Source organism: Jiella avicenniae (genome assembly GCF_021390325.1).
GTDB classification, from domain to species: domain Bacteria; phylum Pseudomonadota; class Alphaproteobacteria; order Rhizobiales; family Rhizobiaceae; genus Jiella; species Jiella avicenniae.
The window spans coordinates 247,283-260,496 of the sequence record NZ_JAJUWU010000004.1; the positions used below are offsets into that span (position 1 = coordinate 247,283).

The following is a 13,214-nucleotide window of genomic DNA, read 5'->3' on the forward strand; positions in this document are numbered from 1 at the left end:
GTCGGCCGCGCCCGGCCATCAGGCTGCGGCGAGTTCGTCGACGGCGCGCTCGACGCGCGTCGCCGAGCCGGCCTCGTCCAGCGGATCGCGGCGCAGCCGGTGGGAGAGGGCGAGCGGGGCGAGCGCGGCGAGATGGCTCCAGCCGACGACGCTGTCGCCGCGCAGCGCGGCAAAAGCTCTCGCGGCGCGCATCAGCGTCAGCTCGCCGCGCAGCCCGTCGGTGCCGAGGCGGATCGACAGCTGCGCCGCCTTTTCCAGGCTTTCGTCGGGCACGGCCACGTCGTTCAGCCGATCGCGCGCGGCCAGGATTGTGTCCCGAACCTCGGCGTTTGCGGCTTCGTATTCGGCGGCGAAGCCGGCCGGATCGCGCTCGAAGGCGTCGCGTCGCTTGACCACCTGGATGCGGGTCGCAAGGTCCTGCGGCGTCTTCACCTCGACCGACAGGCCGAAGCGATCGAGAAGCTGCGGCCGCAATTCGCCCTCTTCCGGGTTGCCGCTGCCGATGAGGACAAAACGGGCAGGATGGCGGACGGACAGGCCCTCGCGCTCGACGACGTTCTCCCCCGACGCCGCGACGTCGAGGAGGAGGTCGACCAGATGGTCCTCCAGAAGGTTGATCTCGTCGATATAGAGGAAGCCGCGATGGGCCTTGGCGAGGAGCCCCGGCTCGAAACGCTTCTCGCCAGCGGACAGGGCCCGTTCGAGATCGAGCGATCCGGCGATCCTGTCCTCCGTCGCGCCGAGCGGCAGGTCGACGACCGGCACACGCACCATCCCGGTCTTTTGCGGGATTTTCGACTCGGCCCGCGACCGGCAGAGGTCGCAGGCTTCCTCGGGCCGGGCGGGATCGCAGTGATAGGGACAGTCCGCCGTTTCGATGTCCGGCAGGACGGCGGCGAGCGCCCGAACGGCGGTCGACTTGCCGGTGCCTCTGTCGCCGAAGACGAGGACGCCGCCGACTGCCGGGTCCACCGCGGCGATCGACAGAGCGAGCTTCATCTGGTCCTGGCCGACGATGGCGGCGAAGGGAAACATGATCCTCATGAAAGCAGGCTAACGGCTTTCCCCCGCCGTGAGAAGCCGGCTCGGCCCGAAATGGACGCCGATGTGTCAAATAATCTGGACACATCCCCATGTGACCGGGGAAGCAGCGGTGTTGTCCGCGCCCCGCGACTGTGGTCGAAGGCGGGCAGACGCAAAAGAGCAGGACACGAGCAGCCATGACGGTTCATTTCATCGGGGCGGGGCCCGGTGCGCCCGATCTCATCACCGTGCGCGGGCTCCGGCTGATCGAGCGCTGCCCGGTCTGCCTCTATGCCGGCTCGCTGGTGCCGCAGGAGGTGGTGAAGGCGGCGCCGGACAGCGCACGGGTGATCGACACCGCGCCGATGACGCTCGACGAGATCATCGCCGAGATCGAGGCGGCCCATGAGCGGGGCGAGGACGTCGCCCGCGTCCACTCGGGCGACCCCTCGCTCTACGGCGCCATCGCCGAGCAGATCCGCCGGCTGGAAGCGCTCGAAATTTCCTACGACATCACCCCCGGCGTGCCGGCCTTCGCCGCCGCCGCGGCTGCGCTGAAGCTCGAACTGACGATTCCGGAAGTCTGCCAGACGGTGATCCTCACCCGAACGGCGATGAAATCCTCCTCCATGCCGGCGGGCGAAGAGCTTTCGACGCTGGGCAGAAGCGGCGCGACGCTGGCGATCCATCTGTCGGTCAGGAACATCCCGCACATTCAGCGCGAGCTGACCCCCTTGGATGCCTATGGCGCGGACTGCCCGGCGATCATCGCCTACCGGGTCGGATGGGAGGACGAGGCCTTCATCCGCACGACGCTGGGTGAACTCCACCGTGCCGCCCGCCAGGCCAAACTCACCCGCACGGCGCTGATCTTCGTCGGCAAGGCCCTCGGGGCGACGGAATTCATCGATTCGCGGCTGTACGATGCGGGGCACGTGCATGTGCTGCGGCCGAAGCGGAAGGCTTGAGGGCTCAGAACGCGCCGCCGCGTCGCGTCGGCCAGATCATCCGGAAACACCGCGGGCCGTCTTTGACGTTTGCGCCACGACGTCGCTCTGCCCTGCCGGGCATCTCCCCCACAAGGAGGGAGATCGACCTCGCGGTGAGGCCTTGCGAGCCTTCGCACGGTCTCTGATTGCACGAACGTCGAAGAGCGGCCGCCGAGGCTCGATCCTGTGATCTCCCCCCTTGTGGGGGAGATGCCGGCAGGCAGAGGGGGGTGCCTCGGCGCATCGCATGAAGCTCTGCGAATATCGGCACCGTGCGCGGCCGGTCGAGCGCAGCCTCGAGCCGCGTCCTCAGCCCGCCGCCGCGATTGCCGCCACCACGTCCTCCACAGTCTCGCACACCGTCCCCTCCGGCGCCGGCGGCCGTGCGATCATCACCACCGGCAGCCCCAACTCCCGCGCTGCCGCGACCTTGGCGTAGGACGCTGCGCCGCCGGCATTGCGGGTGACGAGATGGCTGATCCCGTTCTCGCGCATCAACGCCGCCTCGGCCTGACTGTCGGATGAGGGACGGGCGAGGACCAGCGTCCAGCCTTCGGGAAGCGGCTGTTCGGGCGGCTCGATCATCCGGGCGAGGGGGGAAATGTCGCCGCGCCGCGTGAAGGGCGACAAGTGCTGTCGGCCGAGGGCCAGAAACGGCCGGGCGCCGGCAGGCAGGGCGCGGCAGGCCTCGGCGAGGCAGGTGACCGCCATCCAGCGGTCGCCCTCGACCGGCTGCCATTCGGGCCGCAGCAGCTTCAGCCGGCATACGCCCGCACTGGCCGCAGCCTTTTGGACATTGCGGGCCATGCCGGCGGCGAAGGGATGCGTCGCGTCGATCACCAGCGATATGCCTTCGGCCACCAGGAAGGCGGCAAGGCCGTCCGCGCCGCCGAAGCCGCCGATGCGGACTGCGACGCCTTCCGGCAGGTGCGGCGCGCGCGTGCGGCCGGCGAGCGAAAGAATGACGCGGCGCTCCGGCCAGCGCGCGCGCAAGGCCTCGACCAATGCGTTGGCCTCGGCCGTGCCGCCGAGGACGAGGATGGCGGCCGCACCCGCCGTCGGCCAGCTCTCGTCCGAGGAGCGGTCTTGTGCCGACCCGTCCGCGGCTTCGACGCCGGACCCCGGCGGCGTCGTGGCGCTAGACCCGGGCAAGAAGGCCTCCCTTGCGGTCGGCGACGACGATCTCGACCGCCACCCCCGAGCCCCCGAGCCGTTCGAGGCTGACGGCTCGCGCCCGCCGGGCGATCTCGCCGGCGAGGTCGAGCCCGCCGGCGGCCGTCATGTCGAGCACTTCCTTGGCCGTGTTGGCGGAAAGGATCTGCGGTTCGAGCCGTTCGGCGGCCAGCGGGTCGAGCCCGGCGAGGGTCGTGAGCAGAAAGGCGAAATCCACCTGGCTGCGGCCGGAGTGGAGGTCCATCGCCCCCTGCGCCAGCTTGGTCAGCTTGGCGAAGCCGCCGGAAATCGTCAGCTTCGGTACGGGATGGGCCTTCAGATACTTGATCAGGCCGCCGGCAAAATCGCCCATGTCGAGAAATGCGATTTCGGGAAGCTCTGGATGGAGCCGGCGGGCGAGGTCCTCGCTGGCCGAGCCGGTCGAGCCGACGACATGAGACAGTCCGGCGGCGCGCGCGACGTCGACGCCGCGGTGGATGGAGTGGATCCAGGCCGAGCAGGAGAACGGATGGACGATCCCGGTTGTGCCGAGAATCGACAGGCCGCCGAGGATACCGAGCCGCGGGTTCCAGGTCTTCTGCGCCAGGTCCTCGCCATTGGTCACGGCGATCTCGATCACGACGTCCGCCGGCCGCCCATGCTCCCCGCAGAGCGCTTCGACCACCTCGGTCATCATCCGCCGGGGGACGGGGTTGATCGCCGCCTCGCCGGGCGCGATCGGCAGGCCGGCGCGCGTCACGGTGCCGACGCCGGGACCCGCCTCGAAGACGAGGCCCGACCCCGGAGGCCCGAAGGAAACGGTCGAAACGATCTCGGCGAGATGGGTGACGTCCGGATCGTCGCCCGCGTCCTTGATGATCGACGCCATTGCAGAAGGAGACGAACGGTCTGAGCGGAGCGCCTGCCGGTGCAGTGCAAAGCTCGGCGTTTCGCCTTTCGGCAGGCGGATCTCGACCGGATCGGGAAAGTCGCCGGTCAAAAGCGCCGTCAGCGCCGCCTTGGTCGCGGCGGTGGCGCAGGCGCCGGTCGTCCAGCCGCGGCGCAGCGGCCGGCCCTTTGGCCTGACAGTCTCATTCGGCGGAAACCCCATTGCGCGCTTATAGCCGAGTTCCCTAAAGCTGCCACCGGCGCCCGGAACGCTTCGGCGCGTCTTTGAGGATCGCCCGCTTTGGACGGGCCGCGTGACGGAGAAACGCTTGGCCGGGCTGATGATCGCAGCGCCCTCTTCCGGGGCCGGCAAGACGACCGTGACGCTGGCGCTGATCGCCGCGCTGCGGGCGGCCGGGCACGGGGTCGCCTCGGCCAAGGCGGGGCCGGACTATATCGACCCGGCGTTCCACGCCGCGGCGAGCGGGCGCGAATGCGTCAATCTCGATCCCTTCGCCATGCGGCCCGCTCTGATCGCGAAGCTCGCGCAGCGGCAGCAGAGCGGGGCCGACCTCTTCGTCGCCGAAGCGATGATGGGGCTCTTCGACGGGGCCGTCGACGGGACCGGCTCGGCCGCCGATCTTGCGGCTGCGATCGGCGCGAACGTCGTTCTCGTCGTCGATTGCGCCCGCCAGTCCCATTCGGTTGCGGCGCTGGTCTCGGGCTTTCACCGGTTCCGCGCCGACACGACGATCTCCGGCGTCGTCCTGAACCGCGTCGGTTCGGATCGGCATCGCGCCATGCTGACGGACGCGCTTCGCCCGCTCGGCATTCCCGTCCTCGCCGCCCTGCCGCGCCGGGACGATCTGGGTCTCCCCGAGCGCCATCTCGGCCTCGTCCAGGCCGGCGAACACGGCGACCTTGCGACATTCCTCGACCGGGCGGCGGCATGGATGGCCGAGAACGCCCATCTCGACGCCCTGGCAGACCTGGCAAAACCGGATCGCGCAGGGAGCGGCGGCGCGGTCGGAGCCGATGCTTCCCGTGAAACGCCGGGCGAGCCGTCCGGCGCGACTTCCCTGCCGCCGCTCGGGCAGCAGATCGCGATCGCCCGCGACGAGGCCTTCGCCTTCGCCTATCCGCACGTGCTTGCGGGCTGGCGCGAGGCGGGGGCGACGCTTTCCTTCTTCTCCCCTCTCGCCGATGAGGCGCCGGCGGAGGGTTGCGACGCCGTGTTCCTGCCGGGCGGCTATCCCGAGCTTCACGCTGGACGGCTGGCTGCCGCGGGGAAGTTTCGCGCCGGCGTGACGCATGCGGCAGGCCGCGGCGCGCTGATCTATGGCGAGTGCGGGGGCTACATGGTTCTCGGCGAGGGGCTGGTGGATGCCGAGGGCGTGCGGCACGAAATGCTCGGGCTCCTGCCGCTCGAAACGAGCTTTGCCGAAAGGCGGCGGCATCTCGGCTATCGCCGCATGACGCCGATCGGCGGATCGCCCTTCGGCGAAGGGGAACTGATGGGCCATGAATTCCACTATGCGACGACCGTCTGCGAAGGGAGCGATCGGGGCTCGCCGCTGTTTGCCGTCCGCGACGCGGCAGGCGCCGATCTCGGCCGCACGGGGCTCGCCGTCGGCCGCGTCATGGGTTCCTTCTGCCACGTGATCGACCGGCGATGACGCAAGACGGCGCCTATGTCCATGGCGGCGGCCTCGACGCCGCCGTCGCCCGCTTCGGCGGCAGCCGGGCCGACTGGCTCGACCTGTCGACGGGCATCAACCCGGCGCCGGTCGCGCTGCCCGATCTTCACCCGGACATCTGGGCGAGGCTTCCCGAAGCCGGGCTTCAGGCGCGATGCATCGCGGCGGCGCGCGGCGCCTATGGCGTGCCGGAGACCGCCGGCATCGTCGCGGCGCCGGGCAGCCAGGCGCTGATCTCGCTTCTGCCCTTCCTCCTGCCGCAGGCCGAGGTCGCGATCGTCGAGCCGACCTATGGCGAACATCGCGCGAGCTTCGAGGCGGCGGGCCACCGCGTGACCGGAATAGGGACGATTGCGGACCTGCCCGACGGCGCAAAGGTCATGGTCGCCGTCAATCCGAACAATCCCGACGGGCGGCGAGCGGGGCGCGAGGCGCTCGTCGAACTCCTCGGCGAAATGCGGCGGCGCGGCGGGCTGCTGGTCGTCGACGAGGCCTTCGCCGACGCGACGCCCGGCCTGACCATCGCCGACATGGCGGGCGAGCCGGGGCTGCTCGTCCACCGCTCCTTTGGCAAGTTCTACGGGCTCGCCGGCGTCCGGCTGGGCTTCGCGCTGACCACCGCGACGCTTGCCGAGGGCCTGCGACAGCGGCTCGGTCCCTGGGCAGTCAGCGGCCCGGCGCTCGCCCTCGGTGCGGCGGTGCTGTCGAGCGAAACGGCGCGGAAGCGGATCGCGGCGGAGGTGCTGGTCCAAGCGCGGCGTCGCGACACGGTGCTGGCCGCGGCGGGCTTGCCGCTCGTCGGGGTAACGCCGCTGTTTGCCACCGTCGAGACGCCGGGGGCCGGCGATCTCTTCACAGCGCTCTGCCGGCGTCGGATCCTCACCCGGCCGTTCGCCTACCGTACCGACTGGCTGCGCTTCGGCAATCCGAAGGACGATGGCGAGGCCGCAAGGCTCGCCGGCGCGCTGGCCGAGGCCGCGCGGGAGAGACATCCGTGATCGCCCGCCTCGCCATCCTCCTCGCCGCCCTGCTGCTCGACCGGCTGGTCGGCGATCCGCCCTGGCTGTGGCGGTCCGTCAAGCACCCGGTCGCGGTGATCGGCGAGGCGATCGATGCGCTCGACAAGCGCCTCAACCGGCCGGATTTCACCGGCGAGACCCGGCGGCGCGCCGGCTTCTTCGCCCTCGGCCTGCTGCTGCTCGCCGCGCTGATCCTCGGCGGCTTCGTGTCGGCGCTGTGCGAGGCCTTCGGATTCCTCGGCATGATCGTCGAGGCGGCGATCGTGGCGATCTTCCTCGCCCACAAGAGCCTCGTCGATCACGTTCGCGCCGTCGGGGCCGCACTTCGCACGGGTGGTCTTGTGGAAGGACGGCGGGCGGTCGCCCTCATCGTCGGCCGCGACCCGGCCCATCTCGATCGGCCGGGGATCCTGCGGGCGGCGATCGAGAGCCTCGCCGAAAACGCCTCCGACGGCGTCGTCGCGCCGGCCTTCTGGTATCTCCTTCTCGGCCTGCCGGGGCTTCTCGCCTACAAGGTCGTCAACACCGCCGATTCGATGATCGGCCACATGGACGAGCGTTATCGCGACTTCGGCTTCGCCTCGGCCCGGCTCGACGACTGGCTGAATTTCCTACCCGCCCGGGCGACGGCACTCTCGCTCGCCGCGGCGGCCGGACTGAGCCGGTGGGGGCGAAGACGTGGGGAGGCGGGTGATGCCGACCCGGCGTCGTCGCAGCGCGGCGGCTTCTCGCAGGTGATGGCGATCACAAGGCGCGACGCGAAGCTGCACCGCTCGCCCAATGCCGGCTGGCCGGAAACGGCGATGGCGGCGGCGCTCGGCCTCTCCCTCGGCGGCCCGCGCCGCTACCGCGACCTCATCGTCGACGCGCCGCAGCTGAACCCGGAGGGTCGCCGCGCCGCCAATCTCGACGATCTCACTCGCGCGATCTCGCTGTTCGAGCGGGCGATGGGGATCTTGCTGGCGGCGATCGCCGCAGCGCTGCTGGCAGGTCTGGCGGCATAGCGCTGCATCGGCGGGGACGGCGGCCCCCGCTTCAGCCGCTTCGCGGCCCCCACAGGATGACGGCGGCGCCGACGAGGCAGATCGCGCCGCCGGCAAGGTCCCAGCGATCCGGGCGGGCGCCTTCGACGAGCCACAGCCAGGCCAGCGAGGCGACGATGTAGACCCCGCCATAGGCGGCGAAGGCGCGGCCGGCCTGTTCCACCGGCGCGAGCGACAGGAGCGCGGCGAACAGGCAGAGCGAGGCGATTGCCGGCGCCAGCCAGAGCACCGATCGGCCGAGGCGCAGCCAGGCCCAGAAGCCGAAGCACCCGGCGATTTCGGCGATCGCGGCTGCGATGTAGGCGAAAGCGGTCATCGGGTTCGTGTGGCACCGGACGGGCAGGCGCGCAATGCCGGCATTCCGGTTCTGGGCGGCGGCTGTTCCGCCACCCGCGACGATCCCGTCGCCAAATCCACGGCCCCGTTCCGGAAGGACGCCGTGGGCCGCTTCGTCGGCGCCGCCGGCGGGCCTCAGCGTGGCAGCGAGGCGGCGATCGCCTTGCCGATGTCGGCGATCGCGGCGCTGCGCGCCTCCATCGATGCGTCCGTCCCGGTCAGATAGATCGCCGCGACGATCGGCTGGCGCTCGGGCGGCCAGGCGATGGCGACGATCGAGCGCGAGCCGTGTCCGCCGGCGCCGGTCCTGTCGGCGATCTTCCAGTCCTTCGGGAACCCCGCCCGCAGCAGCGGGCCGCCGACCTCGTTGCCGACCAGCCAGGCTTCCAATTGCCTGCGCGACTGCGGCGAGAGGGCATCGCCCAGGACCAGCGTCTCGAGACTCCTCGCGGCCGCTTCCGGGGTCGTCGTGTCGCGGGGATCGCCGGGCGTCGCCTCGTTCAGCGTCGGCTCGGTCCGGTCGAGGCGCGTCTCCTCGTCGCCGATCCGGCGCATGAAGCGGGTGACGCCCTCCGGCCCGCCGAGACTTTCGATGACCAGATTGCCGGCGGTGTTGTCGCTCATCGTCATGGCGGCGTCGCAGACCTCGCCGAGCGTGATGCCGGTCTCGACACGGGTCTCGGTGACGGGCGAATAGGTGACGAGATCGTCGGCGTCGAAGGTGATCGGCTGGTCGAGCGAAGCCTCGCCCGCATCGACCCGCCCGAGGACGGCGGCACAGGCGAAGGCCTTGAACGTGCTGTTGAGCGGGAACCGCTCCTTCGCCCGCACCGACCATGTCTTGCCGGACCGGGTGTCGACGATCATCGCGCCGACACGGGCGCCGAGCTCGTTTTCGGCTTTTGCGATCGCGGCGGAAACGAGATCGTTCTCCTGGCCCGATTGGGCATGGGCGGGAGGGACGGCGAAAAGTGCGAGGAGAGCGCCGACGGCCGGCAGGAGCCTTGGGCGCAGGATGGACGCAAACATGGATGTCACTCTGACGATGATCGGACGGAGACGTCCGGTGTCCATGGCAGCGGGATGGATCGCTAGCAAGGCGATTTCTATCACGTGGAAATGCCGCGCATTCGATACGTAATCTTAAGGGATCGTCGAGGCGCTTGCCGAGGCCAGCGGCTGGCGACCATCGCGGGAACGCTCCGGCCAGGACGGGCTTTCGTCCGTCCGCTTCAAAGTGCCCCACACTGTCTCCGTCCGTTTCCTCCGACGCCGCTCAACCCACCACTGCGAGGAAGAACCGCAGCATCTCGCGGCTGGCGTCGGGACCTGCGGGCAGGGTGAAGGTGCCCCTTGCGCTGCCGCCCGACCAGGCATGGCCGGCGCCGTGAATGCGCCAGCTTTCCAGCCGCTCGCGGCCGTCCGGCTCGCGATGGACCGTCCGGCTGTAGGCGATGCCGCCGGGCGAGACGCCCTGGCTCGTCACCGCCGTCGCGGCGGCGCCGGCCCGAGCCTGCTCGATCACGCCGTCGCCATTGACCGGCGCGACGGTGGTGTCGCGGTCGCCGTGGAAGACGATCGTCGGGACGACCGTGTCGCCGGCCTCGACCGGGCCGCCGCCGCGCATCGCCGCGAAGGCCGAGCCCATGTCGCGGGCGGCGCCGCAGGCAAGGCCGGAATGCACGCCGACGGCGGCGAAGAGGTCCGGATAGCGCTGGCCCATGATCGCCGCTGCGGCGCCGCCGGCCGACAGGCCCGCGACGAAGACGCGCTTCGGATCGACGCCATGTTCGGCGACGACGTCGCGGGTGATCCCGGCGATCAGCGCCGGCTCGCCGCCCTCGCGCCGCTGGTCGCGCGCCTCGAACCAGTTCCAGCATCGTTGCGCGTTGGCGCGCTGGGTCTGTTCGGGATAGGCGACGAGAAAGCCGACCTCCTCGGCAAGCTCGTTCATCCTTGTGCCGGCGGCGAAATCGTCCGGCGACTGGGTGCAGCCGTGCAGCATGACGACGAGCGGCGCGGGCGAACCGTCGTGGCGGGCGGGAACGTAGAGCTTGTAGTCGCGGCTGCCCGCCGGCCCGCGATGCGAGCGCGTCTCGAAGCGGGCGCCTTCCGGCATCGGGAGGGGCGTGGCGGACGGTGCGAGGCCGCTGAGGCCGGCGAGCTCCGGCAGGGTCTTGCCGAGGACGCCGGACAAGAGGTCCTGGCTCGACGGGGAGCGGGAGACGGCTTTCGCAGTGTTCGATCTCACCGGCTCGGCCGGGGTTCGACCTGCCGCCGTTTCCCGACCTAGCGTCTGATCTTTCGGTTCGCCCCGCAGCAGCTGCATCGCCTCCTTCAGCCGGCCCTTGCGGGTCAGCCGGGTCACTTCCTGCATGTCGACGTTCGGGAAAGCGTTCATGACGATGGTCCGATGGTGGGAAGAACGCAGCCCCGACGTCGGATCGAGGTCGCCTCTTCGCGGGTGACGAAACGGGGCCGGGCGAGGGTCAGCGGATGCGATCCCTCAGCGCGGCCTTGACGGGGGGCGATGCCTGCAGCGCGCCGAGGATTTCCAGCGAGGCGATGGTCTCGGCGGCAAGCTCCGGCGGGACGTCCTCGGCGATCACGGCGAGGCCGAGCACCTGGATGGCGAGGCGTGTCCCCGCGGCCTTGGCGGTTTCGAGATCGGCGCGGCTGTAGCGCCTTACGCCGAGTTCGATGGCGCGGCGCTCGACGGTCTTGCGCATGGCGTCCTCGTGCCGCGTCAGCTGGTTGCGGATGGCGGTGCGAATGAAATCGGTGCGATTGGCGTAAAACCCTTCCTGCACCAGGAGATCGATCTGGCCGAGATCGACAGGACCGAGATTGATGGTGATCTTCTCGCTGTCGGCGATCCTGTGTTTCGGTTCCTGCGGCATCGCCATCTCCCGACCATCCGTGTGGATGGTATATGGATGTCGATGCTGCATTGCACAAGAGATACGCCGTGCAAAATGCGACGGCGCTTCGTTTGGTTGCCGGTCGTCAGCTGCCTAGAGAGACGCCGAGAAGAAGGGCCATCTCGCAAAGCTGCTGGGCGGCGCCGAGGCAGTCGCCGGTCTGGCCGCCGATCCGGCGAAGGACGAAGCGGCGTAAGAGAACGAGGCCGACGGCGGCAAGGGCCGCGGCGGCGAGCGTCGGCAGGAGGCCGGCCAGCGGCAGACCGAGGCAGAGCGCGATGACCCCTCCGATCAGGAGCGACGCCTCGCCCTTTGGCCGCGACGGCCTCCCGGCGCGGGCGGCAAGGCCGGTGCCCGTCGCCGGCGGGGTGAGCGCCCAGAACGCCGCCATCGCCCCGCGGCTCGCGCTGGCGGTCGCCAGGATGGCAGCCGCCGCGAGCAGCGGACGGGTGGCGCAAAGTTCGGCGAGGAGCGCCGCGCGCAGGCCGAGCGACAGGACCAGGGCGACCGCGCCATAGGTGCCGACGCGGCTGTCGTGCATGATCTCGAGCGCTTTTTCTCTCGGCTGGTGGCCGAACAGCCCGTCGGCGACGTCGGCGAGCCCGTCCTCGTGCAGGGCCCCGGTCGTCGCGACGAGGGCGGCGACCGCGACGAAGCCGCAGACGAGCGGCGACAGGCCGAGGGCGGGAAGGACGAGCAGGAGAATGGCGGCAGGCGCTGCGGCGACGAGGCCGACCAGCGGAAAGGCGTGGGCATCGTCGCCGAGTTGGTAGCGCCGGGCTCTCTGCGTGGCCGGCCTGCCGCTCCCGGGCTCCCCGGTCGCCGCATTTTCGGGGGATTGGGCTTCTGCAGGACCGCCAAGGCTCTCGAAGACCCGGTTGGAAATGCTAAGCCGCGTCAGAAAGGCGGTGGCCCTGAGCGTCGCCTCGATGAGTGCCTTCGGCTGATGCAACTGCGTCCCCCGTTCCCGAGCTTTTGCCCGGCTTCGCTTTTCCGGACGGGCGATCGGCGATATGGACGGCCGTCCGTCGGCCCCGGCTGAACACCAAGGAGCATGCGATGTCCACCACCGGCCTTCCCTTCGATGACATTCGCGATCTCGTCCGGAGCATGCCCGGACCCGACGGTGCCGCCGTCCATGCGGCGCGGCACCGGGAGGAGGAGCTGACCAAGCCCGCCGGCTCGCTCGGCCGGCTCGAGGAACTCGCGCAGTGGCTGGCCGCCTGGCAGGGCGGGGCACCCCATGTCGACCGGCCGCTGGTCGCCGTCTTTGCCGGCAATCACGGCGTGACCAGAAAGGGCGTTTCGGCCTTTCCACCCGAGGTGACGGCACAGATGGTGGCGAATTTCGCGGCCGGCGGGGCGGCGATCAACCAGATCTGCGCGGCCTACGATCTGTCTCTCAAGGTCTACGATCTGGCGCTGGAAATTCCCACCGAGGACTTCACCGAAGACGCCGCCATGGACGAGCGGACCTGCGCCGCGACCATGGCCTTCGGCATGGAAGTGCTGATGGACAAGCCCGACCTGCTGTGCATCGGCGAGATGGGCATCGGCAACACCACCGTCGCCGCGGCGATCTTCGCGGCGCTGTTCGGCGGGACGGGCGCCGACTGGGCCGGCGCCGGAACCGGCATGGCCGGCGAGGCTCTGGGACGCAAGGCGGCCGTCGTTGATTGGGGGCTCGCCTTCCACAAGGGGCATCTCTCCGATCCGCTCGAAGTCCTGCGGCGGCTGGGCGGCCGCGAGATCGCCGCGATGGCCGGAGCGATCCTCGGGGCAAGGCACCAGAACGTCCCGGTGATCGTCGACGGCTTCGTCGCCACCGCCGCGGCCGCGATCCTCCACAAGCTCGACCCGCGGGCGCTCGACCACTGCCTGTTCGGGCACGTCTCGGCCGAGCAGGGGCACATGAAGGCGCTCGAGGCGATGGGCAAGGTGCCGCTGCTCGCCCTCGGCATGCGGCTCGGAGAGGGGACCGGCGCGGCGCTCGCCGCCGGCATCGTCAAGGCCGCCGCCCGCTGCCATCGGGACATGGCGACCTTCGCCGAAGCCGCCGTTTCGAACGGTGATTGAGGGCCGCTCGAGAGGCAGAGACGACCGCGCGCATTCCGGGTGGCTCGCCATCCCGGCTTCGGCGATTATG

Annotated in this window: 13 protein-coding genes; 5 read left to right on the forward strand and 8 right to left on the reverse strand. The window is 70.4% G+C overall.

Annotated elements, in window-relative coordinates; genetic code table 11:
• Positions 1-18: 18 nt before the first annotated feature.
• The gene (bchI, locus tag LZD57_RS05585) at positions 19-1,044 is read right to left on the reverse strand and encodes a magnesium chelatase ATPase subunit I (RefSeq protein WP_233718327.1); all 1,026 of its coding nucleotides are present in this window, start codon (positions 1,042-1,044) and stop codon (positions 19-21) included.
• 176 nt (positions 1,045-1,220) lie between these two features.
• Between bchI and cobM the strand changes: the two genes are divergently transcribed.
• Positions 1,221-1,991, forward strand: a complete 771-nt coding sequence (gene cobM / locus LZD57_RS05590) for a precorrin-4 C(11)-methyltransferase (RefSeq protein ID WP_233718329.1) — start codon at positions 1,221-1,223, stop codon at positions 1,989-1,991.
• Positions 1,992-2,321: 330 nt separating this feature from the next.
• On the opposite strand, the gene LZD57_RS05595 is transcribed toward cobM, so the two are convergent.
• Both LZD57_RS05595 and LZD57_RS05600 read right to left on the reverse strand, forming a co-directional pair.
• On the reverse strand, positions 2,322-3,053 hold the full coding sequence (locus tag LZD57_RS05595; protein ID WP_420844754.1) for a cobalt-precorrin-6A reductase: 732 nt from the start codon (positions 3,051-3,053) through the stop codon (positions 2,322-2,324).
• A gap of 97 nt (positions 3,054-3,150) precedes the next feature.
• Positions 3,151-4,275 carry a cobalt-precorrin-5B (C(1))-methyltransferase gene (locus tag LZD57_RS05600; protein WP_233718332.1) on the reverse strand — a complete coding sequence of 375 codons (1,125 nt, stop codon included), beginning with the start codon at positions 4,273-4,275 and terminating at the stop codon, positions 3,151-3,153.
• 106 nt (positions 4,276-4,381) lie between these two features.
• On the opposite strand from LZD57_RS05600, the gene LZD57_RS05605 reads away from it, so the two are divergent.
• The 3 genes from LZD57_RS05605 to cbiB are packed head-to-tail and all read left to right on the forward strand — an operon-like array spanning position 4,382 to position 7,772.
• Positions 4,382-5,728, forward strand: a complete 1,347-nt coding sequence (locus LZD57_RS05605) for a cobyrinic acid a,c-diamide synthase CobB (protein WP_233718630.1) — start codon at positions 4,382-4,384, stop codon at positions 5,726-5,728.
• Positions 5,725-6,747 (forward strand): threonine-phosphate decarboxylase CobD, encoded by a 1,023-nt coding sequence (cobD, locus tag LZD57_RS05610; protein ID WP_233718339.1) that lies wholly within the window; start codon positions 5,725-5,727, stop codon positions 6,745-6,747. The genes LZD57_RS05605 and cobD overlap by 4 nt, the downstream gene beginning before the upstream one ends.
• Complete coding sequence (gene cbiB / locus LZD57_RS05615) at positions 6,744-7,772, forward strand: adenosylcobinamide-phosphate synthase CbiB (RefSeq protein ID WP_233718346.1); 1,029 nt, start codon at positions 6,744-6,746, stop codon at positions 7,770-7,772. The genes cobD and cbiB overlap by 4 nt, the downstream gene beginning before the upstream one ends.
• Before the next feature lie 31 nt (positions 7,773-7,803).
• Here the strand turns inward: cbiB and LZD57_RS05620 are convergent, their stop codons facing one another.
• The 5 genes from LZD57_RS05620 to LZD57_RS05640 form a co-directional block, all read right to left on the reverse strand.
• Positions 7,804-8,127, reverse strand: a complete 324-nt coding sequence (locus LZD57_RS05620) for a YnfA family protein (protein ID WP_233718348.1) — start codon at positions 8,125-8,127, stop codon at positions 7,804-7,806.
• 155 nt (positions 8,128-8,282) lie between these two features.
• On the reverse strand, positions 8,283-9,176 hold the full coding sequence (bla, locus tag LZD57_RS05625; RefSeq protein WP_233718350.1) for a class A beta-lactamase: 894 nt from the start codon (positions 9,174-9,176) through the stop codon (positions 8,283-8,285).
• A 247-nt stretch (positions 9,177-9,423) separates the two neighbouring features.
• Positions 9,424-10,548, reverse strand: a complete 1,125-nt coding sequence (locus LZD57_RS05630) for an extracellular catalytic domain type 1 short-chain-length polyhydroxyalkanoate depolymerase (RefSeq protein ID WP_233718352.1) — start codon at positions 10,546-10,548, stop codon at positions 9,424-9,426.
• Between the two features lie 88 nt (positions 10,549-10,636).
• Positions 10,637-11,053: a CopG family transcriptional regulator gene (locus tag LZD57_RS05635; protein WP_233718354.1), complete on the reverse strand. Its 417-nt coding sequence runs from the start codon at positions 11,051-11,053 to the stop codon at positions 10,637-10,639.
• A gap of 100 nt (positions 11,054-11,153) precedes the next feature.
• Positions 11,154-12,020: an adenosylcobinamide-GDP ribazoletransferase gene (locus tag LZD57_RS05640; protein ID WP_233718356.1), complete on the reverse strand. Its 867-nt coding sequence runs from the start codon at positions 12,018-12,020 to the stop codon at positions 11,154-11,156.
• Positions 12,021-12,127: 107 nt separating this feature from the next.
• Here LZD57_RS05640 and cobT point away from each other — a divergent pair, with 107 nt between their 5' ends.
• Positions 12,128-13,144: a nicotinate-nucleotide--dimethylbenzimidazole phosphoribosyltransferase gene (gene cobT / locus LZD57_RS05645; RefSeq protein WP_233718358.1), complete on the forward strand. Its 1,017-nt coding sequence runs from the start codon at positions 12,128-12,130 to the stop codon at positions 13,142-13,144.
• The last annotated feature ends 70 nt before the right edge of the window (positions 13,145-13,214 follow it).